The organism is Actinotignum timonense (assembly GCF_900155575.1).
GTDB lineage: Bacteria > Actinomycetota > Actinomycetes > Actinomycetales > Actinomycetaceae > Actinotignum > Actinotignum timonense.
On the sequence record NZ_LT706966.1, the window covers coordinates 723,440 to 742,592 of the forward strand.

The following is a 19,153-nucleotide window of genomic DNA, read 5'->3' on the forward strand; positions in this document are numbered from 1 at the left end:
CCGGAACGGCAAGGCAAAGAAAGCATGCTGGTACGGGCGGTGCGCTGGTACCAACGCACAATCTCAGCCGCGCGCCCCCCGCGATGCCGCTACGCACCGAGCTGTTCGGCCTATGCGATACAAGCCATACAGATTCACGGGACCGGCAAAGGTACACTTTTAACCGTGTGGCGCTTGCTACGGTGCAACCCGCTGACGAAGGGCGGCGTAGACAGAGTGCCACCGCCGGGTCAGTGGCCAAGCAAACCATTGGACCAAGATGAGCTTCTCGAGCTTTACGCCAAAGAAGACGCCTTAGACGATACGAACAACGCTACGGGCAATCCCAAGCGGGAACACCCAGCAGCGTGAGGAGAAACTAAGTGGATACAATTCTCGCTCCGTTTATGTGGGCGGTCTCGTGGGTGATGTACGGCATCCACGAAGGACTCGTACTCCTGGGAATGAACCAGGGCGCCGGGCCGGCGTGGGTCTGCGCCATTATCGGCTTGACCATTGTGGTTCGTCTGCTCATCTTGCCGCTGTATAACCGGCAGATTCGCGCTTCGCGGGCAATGCAGGTGCTGCAACCCGATATTCAGAAGCTGCAGAAGAAGTACAAGGGGAAGCGCGACCAGGTGTCCATGCAACGCCAGCAGGAAGAACTCCAGGCGCTTTACCGCAAACACGGGGCCTCCCCCATGGCATCCTGCTGGCCGATGCTGGTGCAGATGCCGATTCTCTTCTCTCTGTACCGGGTGCTCATTAACTTCCCCTCTATAGCTAACGGCAAGCGCGGGCCCATTGGGCCGATCACCCAGCCGGTGGCGCAGTCCTTCGAGGACACCACCTTCTTTGGCGCCCCGATGTCCGCCACTATTTCAACCGCGGGCCAATTTGCCAATGCCACGCAGGTACGGATTGTCGCCGTCGTTCTGGTGATCATCATGATCCTCAGCATGTTCTGGACGCAGCGTCAGCTCATGACGAAGAATATGCCGGAACAGAAGGACCCGAATAACGCGGCCCTGCGCATGCAGCGCATGATGCTTTACGGCATGCCGCTGATCTATGTGTTCTCCGGCGCGGTGTTCCCGGTGGGCGTACTCATTTACTGGTGCGCCGGTAACCTGTGGAATATGGGTCAGCAGAGCTGGTTCATTCGCCATAATCCCACGCCTGGTTCGCGTGCCTATATTGAGCGTGAGAAGCGGATCCTGGAAAAGCGCAAGCGCAAGGGTCTCACCGAGGAGGAAATTGCCGAACTGGAAGAGCAGGAGCAGAAGGGCGGCCAGCGCTACCAGCCGATGAGCAAGGAACGCGCGAAGAAAGCCGGGCTGAGTCCGGATGCTTATATGCCGCGCCCCGCGGATGAGGACGAGGATGATAAGCCCGCCGTCGGCAAAGATGGTTTGACGGATGAAGAACGTGCCCGCAAGCGCTACGAACGCCGCCAGGCCGAACGGGCTCGGGCCCGCGCCAAAAAGAATAAGAAAAACCGCGGGAAATAACACCCGGCTACCGGCGTAGAACAAGCTAAACTTAGTCAAAGAAAAGGAACGGACGGGTTGCGCAAAATCTTGGCAGCCCCAGAAGGGGATCCCCCGGATACCAGGAGAAAGAATGAGCGAAACGTCTGAGGATATTAAGAAGCTTGATCGCGAAGGCGATATTGCGGCTGACTACCTCGAAGAACTGCTGGATATTGCTGATCTCGACGGCGATATTGATATCTCGATTGACGAAGATCGTGCCACGATCGCCATTGTCACCGAGGGTGAAGCCGATGAGCGGCTGCGCCGCCTGGTGGGCCGGCACGGTGCCACTCTCAACGCGCTCCAGGATCTGACCCGCCTCGCGGTTCAGGAAAAGACCGGGGAACGCTCGCGGCTCATGCTGGATATTGCGGGTTATCGCGATGAACGGCGCGCCAAGATTGAGGAAATCGCCGCGGAAGCCATCCGCGAGGTGCAGGAAACCGGCGATGAAATCGAGCTGGATCCCATGAATCCCTTCGAGCGCAAGGTTGTGCACGACGCCGCTGCCGCCGCCGGGCTCGTTTCCGATTCCGAAGGTGTGGGCGCCGGGCGTCACGTAGTCATCAAGCCCGCGGACGAAGACTAAGGCGAGGATTAATACGCATATATGGCGGAAGAACATCCTGTGATCGAGGTTCCTCCTGCCGCCGGTGCCGAGCATTTCGGCACGGCGACATGGGGAACCTTGCTTCATTTTGCGCGCCTGCTCGAAGAAGAAGGCGAGGTGCGCGGGCTTGTGGGGCCGCGCGAACTGGGCCGCTTGTGGTCCCGGCACCTGCTCAATTCCCTCGCTATTGAGGAGTTTATTCCGGCGGATGCCACGGTGGGCGACGTGGGTTCCGGTGCCGGTTTTCCCGGAATTGTGCTGGCAATTGTGCGGCCGGACGTGACCGTCACGTTGATTGAGTCCATGGAGCGGCGTACCGAATGGCTGCGCTACGTGGTGGGCGAGCTGGATTTGCGTAATGTGAAGGTCCGGACTGCCCGCGCGGAGCAACTCAAAGGCCGATTCGCGGCGGATATTGTGACCGCCCGTGCCGTCGCGGCACTCAAGAAATTACTGCCGTGGACGATGCCGCTGGTCAAACCTGGCGGACGCCTGGTCGCCCTTAAGGGCGAGCGTGCCGCCCAAGAAATTAACGACGCCGCAGCGCAGTTGCAGCGCTACGGCGCTGCGGAGGTTGCGGTTTATACCGTGGTGCCCGTCGGAACAGACGAGGCTACTCGAGTGGTCGAGGTGGTCAAGAAGGTTTCGTAGGTCAGGCGGGCGTGTTGCTGGGTTGATGGCTTACCGGGCTTGAGAACTTGGTTGTTTGCTACTTAGTTTTCCACGGCTTAGTTGTGAGGCCCGGTTTTATAAGGGACGTATGCTGGATTTATACGGGACGTGTTCCGGTTCGGCCAGGTCTATCGAACATACGTTCGGGATGTGTGGCGCTTGTGGATAACGTCCGTGATGCAGATGACGGCGGCACAGGGACGGCCTGATACCGGCTAGAATGTTCTGAGGTAAGGAGGGCGTTATTTATGAGTGATCCCCGTAAAAAAGTTGGACGTCGTGCTGCGCCGAGTTCGGCACCTTCGCCTGCACCACAGGATCGGGACACTCCGATCGCCCGCGAGCTTCGCGAGGATTTTAAGCGTCTCAAGAAGGTCAAGGCGAGTAAATTCCAGAAGCCTGAACACACTCGCGTTGTTGCGGTGACAAATCAAAAGGGCGGCGTCGGCAAAACCACCACTGCTGTGAATATGGCTGCTGCCCTTGCTCTCAACGGAATGCGGGTCTTGCTGGTCGATGCGGATGCGCAGGGGAATGCCTCCACTGGCTTAGGTATTAGCCCACAGGAAGAACGCAACGACGTTTATGAAGTTTTTAAAGGCGAAGCACGGCTCGAGGATGTCCTTATTCAGCTCGAGGATATTCCGAATCTCTACGTGGCTCCGTCGAGGATTACTTTGGCAGCCGTTGACTTTGAATTAGGCCAGGTGCCAGGGCGTTATTCTATTTTGCGCGACGCGATCCGGGAAACAATGGATAGTTTCGCGGCGCAGGGCAAGGCTTTTGACTTTGTATTTATTGATTGCCCGCCGAGTATGGCGCTGTTGCCAGTGAGTGCGCTGGTGGCTGCTGATGAGGTGCTGGTACCGATTCAGGCGGAATTTTATGCGCTCCAGGGTGTGGCTCAATTAGTGCAGACGGTTGAGGATGTGCGCTCATCTCGCAATGAGAAGCTACATATCTCGGCGTTTATTGTGACGATGGTGGATACCCGCACAAATCTGGCGAAGGATGTATCCGAGGAAGTGCGTTCGCACTTCGGTGACCGGGTGCTTCATACGGAGATTCCTCGGTCCGTGGCCGCTGCGGAAGCGCCGTCCTTCGGGAAGAGTGTACTCACCCACGATCCCCGAAATCGTGCCGCTATTGCCTATCTAGCGGCAGCAAAAGAATTTTCAGCTCTCTCATAGTTAGGATCCATCGTGGCAACTCGCAAACGGCGTGGTTTAGGCAGTGGACTCGGTGCCCTCATTCCACCGGAACAGGCAGAGAATACCGAAAGTCCTATCGATATCTTTTTCGGTACCGCGAAGAAGAAGGACTCGGGTTCGCGGGAGGCTGCGGGCTCACGGCAGCGTGACTCTCAACAGGACGAGGCTAATCCCCTCGATCTTGGATATGGCTCGGCGGACGAGAATGTTTCACGTGAAACATCGGGCGGTTCCAAGCGCACAGCTTCGAAACCGTCAGCTGCTGCATCTAAGAAGAAGGTGGCTAGTAAGAAGACTCAGGGCGGTAGTGGTGCGGCCGGGACACCGGATGGTGTAGTCGAATCGCAGGGCGTGATAACTGGAGCGAAGGCTGTTGGAGCTGAGGGTACTAACGTAATCGAGGAAGCTCCCGTTGTTGAGGTTGGCGCTGTTGCGGCGGGGACTCACGGTGTCGCGGGGACTGACGCAACAGAGCCGAACAATGTTTCACGTGAAACATCGGAAGATGACCTCGTTGCCGTGCCGGGTGCCACCTACGGAGAGATTGATGTCAATGTTATCGTTCCCAATCGAGCACAGCCTCGTACTAATTTCGATGATGACGATTTAGAGGAACTCGCACAGTCGATTAAAGAAGTGGGCGTTCTTCAACCCATTGTTATTCGCCCACTTAGTGACCCTTTGGATAACCATCCGGAAGCTCGATACGAACTCATTATGGGCGAGCGGCGCTGGCGTGCTACCCAACGGGCGGGCTTGACTCATATTCCCGCCATTATTCGGCGTACTTCTGATGAAGATTTGCTCCGTGATGCACTTCTAGAGAATCTACACAGAGCTAATCTCAACCCGTTGGAAGAAGCAGCTGCCTATCAGCAGTTACTTGAGGACTTCCAGTGCACCCAAGACGAACTCGCGAAACGAATCGCACGTTCGCGCCCTCAGATCACTAACACCTTGCGACTTTTGAAACTTCCGGCGTTGGTGCAACGGCGGGTTGCGGCAGGTGTGCTGTCGTCCGGGCATGCGCGTGCTCTTCTTGGTCTTGCCGACGCGGGAGCGATGGAACGATTGGCGCAGCGAATCGTGGCAGAAGGATTGTCCGTCCGCGCGGTTGAGGAGATCGTTGCGCTCGGGGATGAATCGACCCCAGCTTCGGTTCGCCGAGGTCGCGTGAAACGATACGAGAACGAACTGAGCTCGGTTGCAACACAATTGGGTGACCGACTCAATACTCGCGTGAAGGTCGATATGGGCCGCACGAAGGGGACTATGCGCATTGATTTCGGGTCGCTCGAGGATCTCAATCGTATTTTGGCGGTGCTGGCGCCGGATGTCGCTGGTGTAGATATTCCGGATGAGGAAAGTGGCAAGGAATAGACTGCGAGTCTTTCGATTGCGGGGCAATGTTTCACGTGAAACGTTGCCCCGCTTCCTTATTCAAACACCGCTCCTTTATGCGGGGTTGATATTGTTAGCCCTGGCTGGAAAGTAATCGAGAAACTACGCACGACTCATGCAACTTTAGTGACCCAGTATGCGTAGGTTTATATAGGTTTGTGGAGTGATCTGAGCGCCGGTACGGTGCTGTTACAAATATTGGCGACGCTGTTGACGACGGTCGAAAAGTAGCCCAGGACCAACGGTCGAAAAGTAGCCCGATGGAGAAGGACTGGATAGAGGAATTCAACTGCAGGATGTTTCACGTGAAACATCCTGGCCAACAAATTAGCTAGCTCGACTCATTGAGTTTTGAGCGAGTGCTGCAGCGAGACTGCATTGCGTGGAGGGTAGAAGTAGCATATGTATTTTCGCCGGAGGCAACGCATTATTACTACCGCGCTAATCGAGCAATTGAACAGTGTTCGTGGCATTGTGGAAACGAAAGCGGGCAATGTTTCACGTGAAACATTGCCCGCTGCTTGGAGACTTGCCTGGAGTTCCTATGTCACTACTTCGCCATTTCAGGGAGGTCTTCCGGCTCGCTGATATCCCGATCTGCTGCGCGGTGCAGGATTTGCAGGTAGAGCGATTCGGGGCTAGTCTCATTCTCTCGCGCATATGCTTCGACTGCTTGGGGAAGCAGTGAAGTCTCCGTCATCCCCGGTGCAATATTGACATCGATGACATACGGAGTACCTTCTTTGACGATGAGGTCAATCCGGGAAACATCGCGAAGTCGGAGGGTGGTATGCGCCGTGAGCGCGGCTTCGGTAACCCGTGCCTTTTCCTCATCAGAGAGACGAGCAGGTACATAGTACTTAGCGCGGCCAGCGAAGTAGCGCGCGTCGTAATCATAAGGTCCGTCGGTCTCAATTTCGACCGGAGGAAGCGCGATAGGCCCTTCCGGCCCGTCAATAACCGAAACAGAAACTTCCGTTCCGTCGATAAACGTTTCGACATGTGCTTCTTCCCCGTAGGCGAAGCAATCGACCATCGCCCGGGGGAGGTCCCCTGGTTTATCAACAATAGTTACTCCCAGTGCTGACCCGCCCAAATTCGGCTTCACCACCAGCGGGAATTCATAGCGTTCCCCGAGAAGATCAAAAATAGGTGCAACCCCAACCTCGCGGAAAAGAGCTTCTGGGAAGCTGACCGACCACGGTACGGCAAGCCCGGCGTGGCGCAAAAGCGATTGTGCGACCGTTTTATTAGAGGCGATTCGGGCGGCGTTCGCCGTCGACCCTACAAAACGGTACCCGCTGAGAGAAAGCAGATCTTGAAGAGCTCCGTCTTCCCCGGTCGCGCCGTGCACCAACGGCCACACCACCGTAGGGTTCATGGAGCTGAGGCGCTGAAGCAGGGTTGCATCAACATCGAGAACCTTGACCTGCGCGCCTGCTTCCCGCAGGAGTGTGGCGACCCGACGCCCCGAACTCAGCGACACATCGCGTTCGTGCGTGAGACCACCGGCAAGAATAGCAACGGTAAGAATATTGTCCATTTTCCCTCCGGACTTCACTCTACTCATCACTGATGAGAACCGATAGCAATCGAATTACTTCGTTGCCTGTGGCGAGGAATCATCCACGCCGAACATCTGGACCAAGTCATTTTCTTGGCTAATAACTTCGCCAAGCCTGCGCACGCCCTCGGTAATGCGTTCCGGGGTGGGGTAGCAGAAGGACAGCCGCATATGATCAGTACCCTGGCCGTCGGCGAAGAAAGCAGTTCCGGAAACATACGCCACGAGGTTCTTCACCGCGCGGGGAAGCATCTCATGCGCATTGAGGCCGCCAGGCAGTTTGACCCAGGTATAGAAGCCACCGCGCGGCTTATTCCACGTGCACATGGGCATGTACTTTTCGAGCGCGGCCTGCATGGCCTGCCCACGCTCGGCGTACATACCGCGGTATTCCTTCACCTGCTGATACCAGTCATAGGTGCGCAGATATTCTGCGATAGCGAGCTGGCCGAAGGTGGTCGGGCACAGGATCGCATTTTCCGCGGCGAGGGTGAGACGCGCGCTCAGTGCGGCCGGGGCCAACGCCCAGCCCACCCGGAACCCAGGCGCGAAGGTCTTAGAAAAGGATCCCAGGTACACAACGCCGTCCGGGTTGAAGGTCTGGATGGCGGGAATGGGATCGCCGTCGAAACCGAGCAGACCATAGGGATTATCTTCCACGATAAGAACATGGTGTTCATCGCAGATCTCGGCAATGCGCCGGCGGCGTTCCTCGGATTGGCTCACGCCGGCCGGGTTGTGGAAATTAGGGATGGTGTACAGGAACTTGATTGGCTTCCCGACGGCTTCCAAATCCTTGATGGTTTCCTCAAGTTGTTCAGGAATCAGGCCGTTGGCATCCATCTCCACGTGCACCACATGGGCTTGGTACGCCCGGAAAGTTCCCAGCGCCCCAACATAGGAAGGAGCTTCGGCAATAACAACATCGCCCGGGTTGATGAAGATTTGGGAAACGAGATCGAGGGCTTGCTGGCTGCCGGTCGTAATATTGATATCGTCCGGGTGGGCGCGAATTCCTTCGGGCCGCATCACTTCCACGATCATTTCGCGGAGCTCTTCAGTACCCTGGCCACCGCCGTACTGTAGCATTTTGGCGCCGTTATTACGGATGAGCCGTGCGGTCATCTCCGCGAGGAACTCTAGAGGTAGCCCGCTAATATTAGGCATTCCCCCTGCAAGAGACACAACTTCGGGGCGATTTGCAACTGCGAAAAGCTGACGAACCTCAGATTGCTTCATTCCTAAAGCTCGATCAGCATAGACATTGTACCATGGATCAAGTCTGGTAAATCCGGGACCGGCGTGCTGCTCGCCCATACGTTCTCCTTCTCTTTTAACACACTAAGTGTGCCACGCTCGGGGCCGCGATAAAACAATCTCCGCCGGTGTGCTTTGTGCATCACTCAATCGCGGGGCAACCATAGGATTACCACAAGACAACAGCGGGACTACCGCGGCGCTGCCGCAGAAATATCGCCGGTCCGAGCGTGTGAGTCCTATGGGGTAGTAGCGTACCCGCAAAGAAAGGCCCGTGTCAGCACCACGTTTATTCGGATGCCGCGAGTTTCCCGAGTTTCTCGAGTTTCTCGACTTTCGCGAGGCCAGAGAATTGGGCCAGAAGTTCAGCTCGGATCTCAAGTTTGGGAACCAGCCCCGGAAACCGCGCATATTCTTTGCCCTGGTAGATAAGGAGCAGGGTCGGCAGCCATTCGAGCCGCGGGATAAAAGAAGCGACTTCCTCCCACGGATTCGGCGCGTGCGTTTCTGGAATGGCATCGTTCCTGGGGCCAGAATCCGAAGCGCCAGTATCAGTGGCGCGAGTGTCGCCGGAATCGGTATTTTCGGGGTCGCTAACGATGGGATTACTATTCGCGGGGTCACTATCAGCGAGGCCACCACCGGCCGGCTCATCTTCCAGCGGATCAATACCGCCATAACCCAGAGCGTGCTGGATTTGCGCGGGTTACTTCCGCGGAGAGCTCCGAAAAATCGATCTGATGTTCCGGAGCGCCACCGGGCAGGATGTGCTGGATCTCGGCACCCGCCCCGGCAGCAGCGGTGGTTTCGGAGTTGCGCCGCGGGCCTACGGGTGGCTGAGTGAGGACGTCCAGATTGACGCACCATGCGTCGAAGTTTATGTCCGGCATTAAACGATGAAGGTCGACGACGCTCTCCTCGAAAATCACGCGCATTGGCCGATCATAGGGAACCCACGAAGCTGTGAAGAGCAGCAAAGTTGGAACCTCGGGTCGATACGTGGCCATGGCACCTCCTTCCGGCCGAGCGGGTAGGAACCCTAGCCATCATCCTAAACGCGAAACGGCGAGGCGGATCAGTCATCCACCTCGCCGGTTTTCTAAATAAACAAGCAGCACCCCGCGCTGAGGTACGCGAGACGCTCATCGTGTGAGTGTCCCGTAGCGCTCCCACCAAAGAAGTTACGTAGCGCTAGCCTCACAACCCCAACAGAGCAGTTACGCCACGGTCCCACCTGCGGCAGCCTGCTGAGCCGCGAGGTTTTCAAGGTAACGTTCCGCATCGAGAGCCGCCCGGCACCCGGTGCCAGCTGCGGAAATAGCCTGGCGGTAGTACCGATCCACCACATCCCCACAGGCAAAAACTCCGGGAATCGAGGTTTCGGTGTGCGGATGGTTCACGACGATATAGCCGCCGTCGTCCAATTTAAGCTGTCCCTCAAGAATTTCCGTACGCGGGAGGTGACCGATGGCCACGAAAAGGCCGGTCACATCGAGGTTCGAATCTTCCCCGGTCACGTTGTTATGGAGGGTGAGCGCGTTCATGGAACCGCCGTCTTCCCCGCGAATATTGGTGATTTCGCTGTTCCAGTGCATGACGATCTTGGGGTCGGCGAGGAGGCGATCCGCCATGATCTTCGAGGCGCGCAGCTCATCGCGCCGGTGGATAACATGCACCTTGGTCGCAAAGCGGGTGAGGAAGAGGGCGTCCGTGACGGCGCTATCCCCGCCACCCACCACGGCGATTTCCTGATCCTTGAAGAAGAAGCCATCGCAGGTGGCGCAGTAGGAAACCCCGCGGGAGGCGAACATGGTCTCGCCATCCAGACCGAGCTTCTTGTAGGCCGATCCGAGGGCCAGAATGACCGTGCGGGCCCGGAATTCGGATTCATCGGTGCGCACGATCTTGACATCGCCGTTCAGGTCCATGGAGAGGGCGTCGTCGTACTCCATTTCGGCACCGAATTTTTCGGCCTGCTGCTGCATATTGGCCATGAGGTCGGGCCCGAAAATCCCATCCGGGAAACCGGGGTAGTTTTCCACCTCGGTGGTGGTCATGAGTGCGCCACCGGCATCGATGGCGCCGCCGATCACCAGCGGTTTCAGGCCCGCGCGTGCGGTGTACAGCGCGGCGGTCCAGCCTGCCGGTCCCGATCCGACGATGATGACGTCACGAATATCGCTCTCGGTCATATTTCTCCTGTGTTCTTGTGAGTGAGCGTGCCGCGTTGCGCGAGCACACCGCTCCCCATCGGGCACATCATTGGGTACAACGTCCCGGGGTGCATGGCTATTCCCGGCCGCATATAAGCGCTGCCTGTAAACACTGCCCATAAACGCCGCCTGTAAACACCGTTTACTTCACGGTGATCTCAGAAATCTGCAATTTGAACTGCCCGGCTGCATTCTTCGGTAATTCGGTGAACCACAACACCACGTGATCACTGTTTACTGGTGTTGGTGCAGTAAGCGTTGTTTTCGCGCTCATTGGGCCTTCGGTCACCACAGTGCCACCACTGGGTTGATCCGCGGTGGTATCACGCCACTGCACATTCCCGCCCTGGCCGCTCAGCTGCAAGGTCACTTCCTTGACCGTGGAAGGTTTCGCCAAGCGCAGCTCAATCCCGACTCCGTCTTTGAGCAGGCCGAACTTCGGATTGCGCAGGTATTCCCAACTGGCCCATTCCGTTGCCGGATTCTTGTCGATGGCCAGCGGGAGCGTCTTCGGATAATCCTCATCCGCCTCGCTCTTCTGCGGGTTGAGAAGATTCGCCGAAACGATCTGCGGATCCGCGGAGCTGGGCGAGGGCGCGGCACTCGCACTTGGCTGGGCGCTCTGGCCGTCCGAACCCTGCGCATCGGCCGAGGCAGAAGGCGCGGCGGAAATCACCGGCGGGCGGGTGGACACGTCCGTGGGGCGGAAGAAGGTGGTCACCGCGAAGTACAAAGCCACTGCGACCAGGCCGATTGCGCCCGCAACGATAAGCTTGGAGGAATCGAAAATGCGCGATCCGAGGGCCCGCCCATTTTCCTCATCGGCGATAATCGGCCGCGAAGGAGCGGGCGGCCGAGTGGCCGGCTTGCGATCCCCGCGGGTGCGAGCGGCGACTTTCGCCGGAGCGGCACTCGCGCGCGCGGCCGCCGAAACCGAGTGAATACGTGACGCTGCCTGAGGTGCTGCGGGCGCAGGAGCTGTGGGCACGGGAGTGGCGGCTGCGGGAACGGCCGATGCAGCAGCTCCGGCCGCGGCGGCGGACTTATTCGCTCGCTCAGATTGGCCGGCATCTTCCTCATCGCCGACGTTCATAATAGAACGCCGCTGCGGGCTCGCCCCGCTGTGAACACTGTTTATCGCAACCGTGGGAGCGGAATCGCGCTCGCGTTCCGCTGCGGCGGCTTCACGTTCTGCGCTTTCGTGCCGAGCGGCTTCGCGTTCAGCAGCGGCACGCGCGGCGGCTTCGTGTTCCGCCGCCTCACGTTCGCATTCTTCCAGCTCACGTTCCGCTTCGCGTAGCGAGGGGAAATGCGGCTGGAACCGCGGAGTGGCGGCATCTTGAGCGACGACGCCGCCACCGGCAGCATGACCACTGTGGCTATCGATGTTGATCGCGGAAGTTTCTTCAGTCTTGGTTTCTCCACGATCAGCGTAAACAGTGTTTACTTCCGTTTCCTCGATGGACGAATCCGGCGCTGAAGATTGCTCGGCATGAAGCTCCGATCCGGCCGAGGAGCTGGCCTCGGAATCCCGCTCGGTTTCCTCCTCATCGCGGAATTCCTCCGGGGAGACCCACTGCGGGTGGAGCTCCACTTCCGGAGCTGCGGCAATGCCTAATTCGGTATCAACGTCGCCTTCGAAATTCGCCCCGGATACACCTTCGGGATCCAATTCTTGGGATCCGATAGCGGAGGAGGCCGATGCGGCTGAAGGAGCCGCGGAAGTTTCATCGGGTTCGGACGGCCCGCCGGTTTCGGATCCCTTACCAGTTCCGGATAGCTCGCCGGCCGAGATGTCCTCGCTTTCTGGCACTTCTTCTCCGGCGTGCACGCCATCGCCAACTCCGAGAACGGCAGCGGTTGCGCCCGGCCCGCCGAAGTCACCCGAACCGTCAAAGTCCCCAGCTTCACCAGCCTCGCTCAACTCCGCCGCCTCGCCGGATGCACTGGTGGCAGCTGCGGCGTCGTCGTTCTCAGAATCTTCAGCGCCGAAGGAAACGTGACTAGAACCCAAGGTGACGCGGCCAATCGCGCCCCCGCGCACGTGCCCGCCCAGCGGGTCGAAACCGAAACGCGAATCCCCGCCGCCGGGCAGCTGTGGCGCCACGAGCACCGGATCGGGGAATTCCCGCAGGTCAGGCCGGTTGAAGGGCACGAGGCTGCGCAGCACCTCCCCGGGGGAAAGCAAGCGCTCCGGGGAAAGCGTGCGCCGGAAAACCTCCCGAATATCATCGGGCAGCGAATCGTCGCGCGCTAGCGCCTCGAGGGTGGTCTCATCCGCCTGGGCGCCCTCGAGCAGGGTCGCCAGGAACAGCACCAGGTCCGCGGCTTCGGCGTTATTGAGGCTGGCCGGATCGTATTCATCCGTGCGCGCACCGGCCAGAGCTGCGTCAATGCCGATGCCGTCCAGGTACACATCCCCGGCATCGCCCACCCGCACCCGCGAGGGCGTAATACGCAAATGCCGCATACCGCGCCCGGAAACCTGGGTGAGAATCGCGGCGAGCTCGCACACCACTGCCTTGGCCTGCTCGGGCGCGAAACCCTCCCCGTGCACGTAACCGGTGAGCGAGGTGCCCAACGGAATCTCGCTCACCACGAAATTTTCGCCGACGGAGAGCGTGCGCACGATATGTGCGTCGTCGAGCAGCCCGGTGCGCCGCGCCGCATCCAGCGCATCCGCCCGCGTGGGAATATCCCCGATGAGCAGCACCCGCACCGCGGTGCCGAGCGCGTCATCCACGGCGTACCACTGCTCGGTACCCGCAATATCGAGTTGCTCCTCGTACAAATTCTCCAGGCGGTAGCGACCGGCGAGAGTCATGCCCCTGGTTCCGATGGCGCTCACAGTTCCTCCTTGCCGTGCCTCGCGGCCACATTACTCCTATGGTATTTCGTGTTCCTCGCGCAGTTTATCGACGGCGCGCGGCCCGGCTTCTTCCGCCGCGCTAGCCTCACGTAAATTGTGGAGATGTTTTTCAGGGTCGACGCCGCCCGAACGCCGCCCGCTTCGCAGGCTGCGTGCGATCCCACCGAGCAAGAGCACCCCGAGGAGCATGCCAATAATATATGTCCCCGTGGTTTCCCAGCCGGCGCGCACCCGCACATTAATATCCTGCACCACGCCAATCGCGGTGCCCACCGGGTCGGTCACCGCGGCCGTCACCGTGACATTCCCCGAGCCGGAAGCCTGCACCGGCACCGCCACCGTGACGGAGGTGGCCGGCGGGATCGTTGCCGCAACGGGATCGGAGGGCACAATGCGGAAATCTTCGGCGCGCAATTCCACCACCGCGCCCACCGGAACGGGCAGCGAATTATGCACGTGCACGGGCAAATCCGCGTTTTCCGAAATGATGTTAATCGTGGAGGAGGGCTGCACCGTGACGGCACCGGCCATCTCCTCGGCGAGCTGCGTGAGCTGCGCGGATAGCTCCTCACGCTGCGCGTGGTGGTCGCGGAGCGCCACCCCCGCCAGTTGCGCGGCGTGATGGGTGACCGGCCCGGTGATACTAGCGGGTGCCGGGGTAAGAGCAGCGGTGGTGGAAATTGTGGTGACATGAGCATCACCGCGGGCCAGCATTGCCGCGGAAATCTCCCCGGGCAGTACGCGCTCCTCGGGAAGCTGGGCACACCCGGCCGCGGGCGCGTCAAGAAGATCCCCGGCCGCGGTGGGTGCCAACCACGGCGCACTCGTGAGCGCCCCGAGCGCGGCCCCGATATCGCGATCCGGCAGCGCCCCGCTTTCCGGCCGATCCACCAGCACTACCTGGGCGCGCGGCGCGGCGGGAAGCTCCCGGTAGGTGGCAGCGGAAAGCGCGAGGGCCGTTTGGCGGGCATCGATGGCGGAGAGCCGGCTCCCGGCGGCTTCCGGCAAACCTTCCCCACCCCCGGAGGCCAGCACATTTGCCTCGTCTGAACTGGGTAAATATCCCTGCACCAGGGCGGAGAGCACGCCGTCCGCGCGCAGCGCCGCGGCTTCATCCGCATCGGCGGTTTCGTTTGCATCGCCCGCGGCACTCGCCCCTGAATCCTCCGCATCACCGCGAGCCTCGCTGAGCGAACACGTATCACTTCCGTCCGCGGCGAGCGGAATATTCACCCGCCCGCTCGGACTGAGCCAGGAGGCGTGCGTGGCATCCACATCGGTGGTGATGAGCGCCGCGGCCCCCGCATCGCGCAACGCCCGCGCGGTGACCCGATCCACTCCCAGCGCCGTGACCGCAATATCGGACCGCGCCGCGAATCCGGAAGTCTGCGCCGCCTGCACCGCGTCCTGCCGCGCCAGGGCGAGCTTATCTGCACGCCCCGCATGGGTGAGGGCCGCGGCATCCACGTCCGCCCCCAAACCGAAGAACACGCTGGTCCCGGCCGCGGACGCAAAAGTTTGCAACGCGGCCCGCTCCGGATCACCCGCGATGAGCAACGGATCGACCGCGGCACTCACCCCCGGGTGCGCAAAATAGTTCAAAGTCTGCAAGCGGTGGGGCAACTGCCCGGCGCCCGCCGCGGAACCCGAAGGCGAAGAGGGAGCCGAAGCCGTGGGCGTTTTACTTGGGGCCGACGGCGCAGCTGGGGAACTCGCCCCCTGCGNCAATAAAACTACGGTCCGTGGCAGTTTCCCCGTCCACCACGGCACTCACCTGGACCCCGCGCGGCCCCCACTCGGCGGGAATCCGCTCCCGCGGAATCGAAAAGGTGACGCGGGTGGAGGTGCCCGGCGCAATATCCGCATCCGGGGTGAGGGTGTCATACAGGGCCAGGCCGGCGGGTTCCGCGCGCATGAAGCTGAGCACCGCGCTGCGCGAGGAGGGCACGTAGCGCTGGATATAGAGCGAGACCGAATTGAGATGGCGGGTTTCCGTGGTGGAATTCGTCACGGTGGCGGTGAGGGTGAGGGTGGCGTCCGCGCCGAGCACCGGGGCGCCCACGTCCACGATCTCAACGCTGGGTGCGGCGGCCGGGCGCGCGGGAAGAACCTGACCCGGAAGAGCGTGCACGGGCGAATGTTGCGCGGGAAGCGCCCGCGCGGGCTCTAGTTGCGCGGCTAAACCTTGCGCACCCGCCAACCCAACAGCACCCAGCGGCACCCAGGCCGCCACGGCCCCGGCAAGCGCGCCCCGCCACATCATTCCTCCCCCGCGAGAATCGCGCGGGCCGAGGCCACGATACGGCGTTCATTGGGATAGGCGAGGCGGGAGGCCACCCGATCCAGGCGCACCCATTCGGCCTTTTCCGCTTCGTGATCCGGGTCGTTATCAACGGTGATATGCCCGGACATCCCTTCCAATAAAAAGTGGTGCACAACTTTATGGACGCGGTGGTTGGTGCCGGAGAACCAGTAATCAATAGTGGCCAAATGCATGAGCACCCGCCCGGTAATCCCGGTTTCCTCCGCGATTTCCCGCACGGCGGCTTCTTCGGGTGTTTCATTACCTTCCAGGTGCCCCTTGGGCAGGCACCACTCCAGCCGCCCGCCGCGGTTGCGCCGCGCGATCACCGCCACGTAGGCCTTCCCGCCGCGCACCCCGATCACAATTCCCCCGGCACTCGTTTCGTTCACCACCGGAAGAGAGTGGCGCCGCGCAGAAGCCTGGTGCACGGCAGCGGCGCGCCTCCAGGATCTACGGCCCCCGAACTTGGAGGGCAACGGTGCTGACTTCGACATACCTCTAACACTACAACTAACGGTCAGGGCCCCCAGATGTGGCAACCTTTAAGGGTGACCACTTCTCAACAGACTCCGAAGACTCCAACAACGGACGATATGCCTCCGGGCCAGCGCCGCGCCCTCCTGCTCCTGGCAGGCCAGCGCGCCCTGGCGAATATCCCGGACGACATCTTGCAACTAGCTTCTATCTTCTCAGATCACGGCGAAGAATTGGCCCTCGTGGGCGGCCCGGTTCGCGATGCCTTCCTCGGCGCCCCCATTCACGACTTTGATCTCACCACCTCCGCCCGGCCGGAAACCACCGAAAAACTCCTCGCCCAGTGGGGAACCACCTGGGATATCGGGCGGGAATTTGGCACGGTGGGGGCGCGGCGCGGTGACGTCGTCGTCGAAGTAACAACGTACCGCTCTGATACGTACACCATCGGTTCGCGCAAACCCGATGTGGATTTTGGTGACAACCTCGAAGGTGACCTCACCCGACGCGATTTCACCGTGAACGCGATGGCGGTGCGCCTGCCCAGCCTCGAATTGGTGGATCCGTGCGGCGGGGTGGATGACCTCCTCGCCGGGCAGCTGCGCACGCCGGTGACCGCGGCGCAGTCCTTCGATGATGATCCGCTGCGGATCATGCGGGCCGCGCGTTTCGCCGCGCAGCTGCGTTTCGATGTGGCTCCCGATGTGCTGCGGGCCATGGCCGATTACGCCGAGCGCTTGGAGATCGTCTCCCAGGAACGCATCCGCGCCGAACTGGAACGCCTCATGACCGCGCCCGCCCCGCGCCGCGGCATTGAGCTGCTGGTGTACACCGGGGTGGCCGAGCGCGTGCTGCCGGAAATCGCGGCGCTCACCGATACCGTGGATGCCCAGCACCGCCACAAGGACGTGTACCAGCACACCCTCCAGGTGGTCGATAACGCGATTGCGCTGGAGGATGAGGAGGTGCCCGGCCCGGATCTCATCCTGCGCCTGGCCGCGCTGTTCCACGATATCGGCAAGCCGGCCACCCGCCGTTTCGAAAGCGACGGTTCGGTCACGTTCCGCCACCACGATGTGGTGGGCGCGAAAATGACGCGCGCGCGCATGCGTGAACTGCGTTTTGATAAAACGACGACGAAAAGCGTGGCGCGGCTGGTCGAGCTGCATCTGCGGGCTTTCGGATTTGGCGAACACGACTGGACCGATAGCGCGGTACGGCGGTTCGTGCGCGATGCCGGGGAGCTCCTCCCGCGCCTGCTGCGCCTCATCCGCGCCGATATCACCTCCCAGAACCGGCGGCGGGTGGCGCGCCTGCACGCCGCGAATGACGAACTGGAACGCCGCATTATCGAGCTGCGCGAACGCGAGGAACTCGAGGCGGTGCGCCCCGATATTGACGGCACCCGCATTATGGAGCTGCTCGGCCTTGAGCCTGGCCCGCAGGTGGGCAAAGCCCGCCAGTACCTCCTCTCCCTGCGCCTGGACGAAGGCCCGCTGGGTGTGGAGGAAGCCGAAAAGCGCCTGCTGGAATGGTGGGACGCCCAGTGAAACTCGTAGGCGATCTGCGCTCCCTGGCCCGCTCGCGGGGTTTCCTCAAGCTGCTCTCGGTCCGGCTCGTCACCCAGTGCGGGGACGGCATGTTCCAAATCGGCCTGGCCTCGCTTTTCTTCTTCAACCCGGCCGCGAGCGCGGATGTGCACGGGGTGGCGCTGTCCCTCGTGGTGCTGCTGCTGCCCTTCTCCCTGGTGGGGCCTTTTACCGGTCCCTTTATTGACCGGTGGCGCCGCCGCCAAATCTTGGTGTACGGCAACCAGATCCGGGCCGCCCTCACGGCGGCGCTGGTGGTGACCACGCTGGCGAATATTGTGTGGCTAACCTACGTGCTGGCCCTCGTGACCCTCGGGCTCAACCGGATTCTGCTGGCGTGCATGAGCGCGGGGCTGCCGAATGTGGTGGAGTCGCGCGAGCGGCTCCTGGTGGCGAATTCTCTGGTGCCGACCCTCGGGGGTGCTTCCACCGCGCTGGGCGCGATTCTGGCGTTTTTCCTGCGGCTGGCCCTGCCCGAGGAGGAGATGCAAAAAGTGGGGGCGCTGGTGTGTGCGCTGGCGCTCTACCTGGGCGGATCGGGGGTGGCGAGCCTGCTGGGGCGCGACGAGCTAGGCCCGCATACCCGCCCGCGCGGTTCTTTCGGCACCGCGCTGCTGGCGGCGGCGCGCGATCTAGTGGCGGCGCTGCGCTACCTCATTGCCCGGCGCACCCCGGCCGCGGCCCTCACCACCATGTCCCTGCATCGTTTCGTATACGGGATGCAGCTCATCACCATCGTGCTGGCCGGCCGCAACCTCTACGCCGACCCCGCCAACGCCGACGCCGGCATCGCCTATTTCGGGATGCTGCTGGGCATGATGGTGCTCGGGCACGGGGTGTCGATTATCCTCACGCCTCTCGCCCACGAACGCATGAGCCCGAGCTGGTGGGTGGTATGCGCGCTGGTGGGCGGCACCGCCGGCCAGGCAATCATCGCGGCCACCACGAACCTGACCTGGGTGATGGCCGGGCTCTTTATTTTCGGGATTGGGGTGCAGGGCGCCAAAATCGCGGTGGATACCATCGTGCAATCCGATACCGCGGATGAGTTCCGCGGCCGCGCCTTCTCCATTTACGACGTGCTTTTCAATATTTCGGAATGCATCGCTGCCGGGGTGGCGATCCTGGTGCTGCCAACCATCGGGTGGTCGCGCGAAGTGCAGCTCGCCCTCATCGTGATGGTGTGGTGCGTGGCCGGCGCGTACGCGCTGTTCGTGCGCGCCAGCGGCGGGAGGCCCGCCCCGGTCACGCCCTAGCCGCGGCTGTTCCGCGCTAACTGCGGTGGTTCCGTTCTAGCTGCCGCGGTTTCGCCCGTGCCGCCGCGTTTGTGGTACGACGCCGCCACCGCGGCCCGCGTGCTCCTTTCCCCGCGGGGCGCGGGAATCCGTGCGGAGCGCGGAAAACTGGCAAGATAAAGACGTACACGACCCGGCGCGCATCCGCCACCGGGACTCCCACCAGGACGGAGGATCCT

General features: G+C 61.2%; 16 protein-coding genes. 8 read left to right on the forward strand and 8 right to left on the reverse strand.

What is annotated here, in order from left to right; translation table 11 throughout:
- Window positions 1-24: 24 nt before the first annotated feature.
- The 6 genes from yidD to CZ322_RS03045 all read left to right on the forward strand — a co-directional run bounded on the left by yidD (window position 25) and on the right by CZ322_RS03045 (window position 5,387).
- The gene (gene yidD, locus CZ322_RS03020; RefSeq protein WP_219619193.1) at window positions 25-351 is read left to right on the forward strand and encodes a membrane protein insertion efficiency factor YidD; all 327 of its coding nucleotides are present in this window, start codon (window positions 25-27) and stop codon (window positions 349-351) included.
- An 11-nt stretch (window positions 352-362) separates the two neighbouring features.
- The gene (yidC, locus tag CZ322_RS03025) at window positions 363-1,490 is read left to right on the forward strand and encodes a membrane protein insertase YidC (protein ID WP_087070160.1); all 1,128 of its coding nucleotides are present in this window, start codon (window positions 363-365) and stop codon (window positions 1,488-1,490) included.
- A gap of 112 nt (window positions 1,491-1,602) precedes the next feature.
- On the forward strand, window positions 1,603-2,103 hold the full coding sequence (locus CZ322_RS03030; protein ID WP_016442050.1) for a Jag family protein: 501 nt from the start codon (window positions 1,603-1,605) through the stop codon (window positions 2,101-2,103).
- 21 nt (window positions 2,104-2,124) lie between these two features.
- Window positions 2,125-2,775: a 16S rRNA (guanine(527)-N(7))-methyltransferase RsmG gene (gene rsmG, locus CZ322_RS03035; RefSeq protein WP_087070161.1), complete on the forward strand. Its 651-nt coding sequence runs from the start codon at window positions 2,125-2,127 to the stop codon at window positions 2,773-2,775.
- 269 nt (window positions 2,776-3,044) lie between these two features.
- Window positions 3,045-3,986 (forward strand): ParA family protein, encoded by a 942-nt coding sequence (locus CZ322_RS03040; protein ID WP_087070162.1) that lies wholly within the window; start codon window positions 3,045-3,047, stop codon window positions 3,984-3,986.
- A 12-nt stretch (window positions 3,987-3,998) separates the two neighbouring features.
- Complete coding sequence (locus tag CZ322_RS03045) at window positions 3,999-5,387, forward strand: ParB/RepB/Spo0J family partition protein (protein ID WP_087070163.1); 1,389 nt, start codon at window positions 3,999-4,001, stop codon at window positions 5,385-5,387.
- A 571-nt stretch (window positions 5,388-5,958) separates the two neighbouring features.
- On the opposite strand, the gene CZ322_RS03050 is transcribed toward CZ322_RS03045, so the two are convergent.
- From CZ322_RS03050 to CZ322_RS03085, 8 genes are all read right to left on the reverse strand, one after another.
- Window positions 5,959-6,978, reverse strand: coding sequence for a D-alanine--D-alanine ligase family protein (locus CZ322_RS03050; RefSeq protein WP_234984438.1), 1,020 nt, complete (start codon window positions 6,976-6,978; stop codon window positions 5,959-5,961).
- 27 nt (window positions 6,979-7,005) lie between these two features.
- A complete protein-coding gene (locus CZ322_RS03055; protein WP_087070165.1) occupies window positions 7,006-8,289 on the reverse strand; it encodes an aminotransferase-like domain-containing protein in 1,284 nt (427 codons plus the stop codon).
- A 605-nt stretch (window positions 8,290-8,894) separates the two neighbouring features.
- Window positions 8,895-9,236 carry a hypothetical protein gene (locus tag CZ322_RS09830; protein ID WP_143231825.1) on the reverse strand — a complete coding sequence of 114 codons (342 nt, stop codon included), beginning with the start codon at window positions 9,234-9,236 and terminating at the stop codon, window positions 8,895-8,897.
- 210 nt (window positions 9,237-9,446) lie between these two features.
- Window positions 9,447-10,421, reverse strand: coding sequence for a thioredoxin-disulfide reductase (gene trxB, locus CZ322_RS03065; protein ID WP_087070167.1), 975 nt, complete (start codon window positions 10,419-10,421; stop codon window positions 9,447-9,449).
- A 163-nt stretch (window positions 10,422-10,584) separates the two neighbouring features.
- Window positions 10,585-13,290: a protein kinase family protein gene (locus CZ322_RS03070; protein ID WP_143231826.1), complete on the reverse strand. Its 2,706-nt coding sequence runs from the start codon at window positions 13,288-13,290 to the stop codon at window positions 10,585-10,587.
- Between the two features lie 36 nt (window positions 13,291-13,326).
- Complete coding sequence (locus tag CZ322_RS03075) at window positions 13,327-15,081, reverse strand: DUF6049 family protein (protein ID WP_268760137.1); 1,755 nt, start codon at window positions 15,079-15,081, stop codon at window positions 13,327-13,329.
- Window positions 14,993-15,574 carry a DUF6049 family protein gene (locus CZ322_RS10320; RefSeq protein ID WP_143231828.1) on the reverse strand — a complete coding sequence of 194 codons (582 nt, stop codon included), beginning with the start codon at window positions 15,572-15,574 and terminating at the stop codon, window positions 14,993-14,995. Before CZ322_RS10320 ends, CZ322_RS03075 begins: the two co-directional genes overlap by 89 nt.
- Window positions 15,571-16,110 (reverse strand): NUDIX hydrolase, encoded by a 540-nt coding sequence (locus CZ322_RS03085; protein WP_026428902.1) that lies wholly within the window; start codon window positions 16,108-16,110, stop codon window positions 15,571-15,573. Before CZ322_RS03085 ends, CZ322_RS10320 begins: the two co-directional genes overlap by 4 nt.
- Before the next feature lie 36 nt (window positions 16,111-16,146).
- Between CZ322_RS03085 and CZ322_RS03090 the strand changes: the two genes are divergently transcribed.
- Window positions 16,147-17,640 carry a CCA tRNA nucleotidyltransferase gene (locus CZ322_RS03090; protein WP_087070171.1) on the forward strand — a complete coding sequence of 498 codons (1,494 nt, stop codon included), beginning with the start codon at window positions 16,147-16,149 and terminating at the stop codon, window positions 17,638-17,640.
- Window positions 17,637-18,935, forward strand: a complete 1,299-nt coding sequence (locus tag CZ322_RS03095; protein ID WP_087071145.1) for an MFS transporter — start codon at window positions 17,637-17,639, stop codon at window positions 18,933-18,935. Before CZ322_RS03090 ends, CZ322_RS03095 begins: the two co-directional genes overlap by 4 nt.
- The last annotated feature ends 218 nt before the right edge of the window (window positions 18,936-19,153 follow it).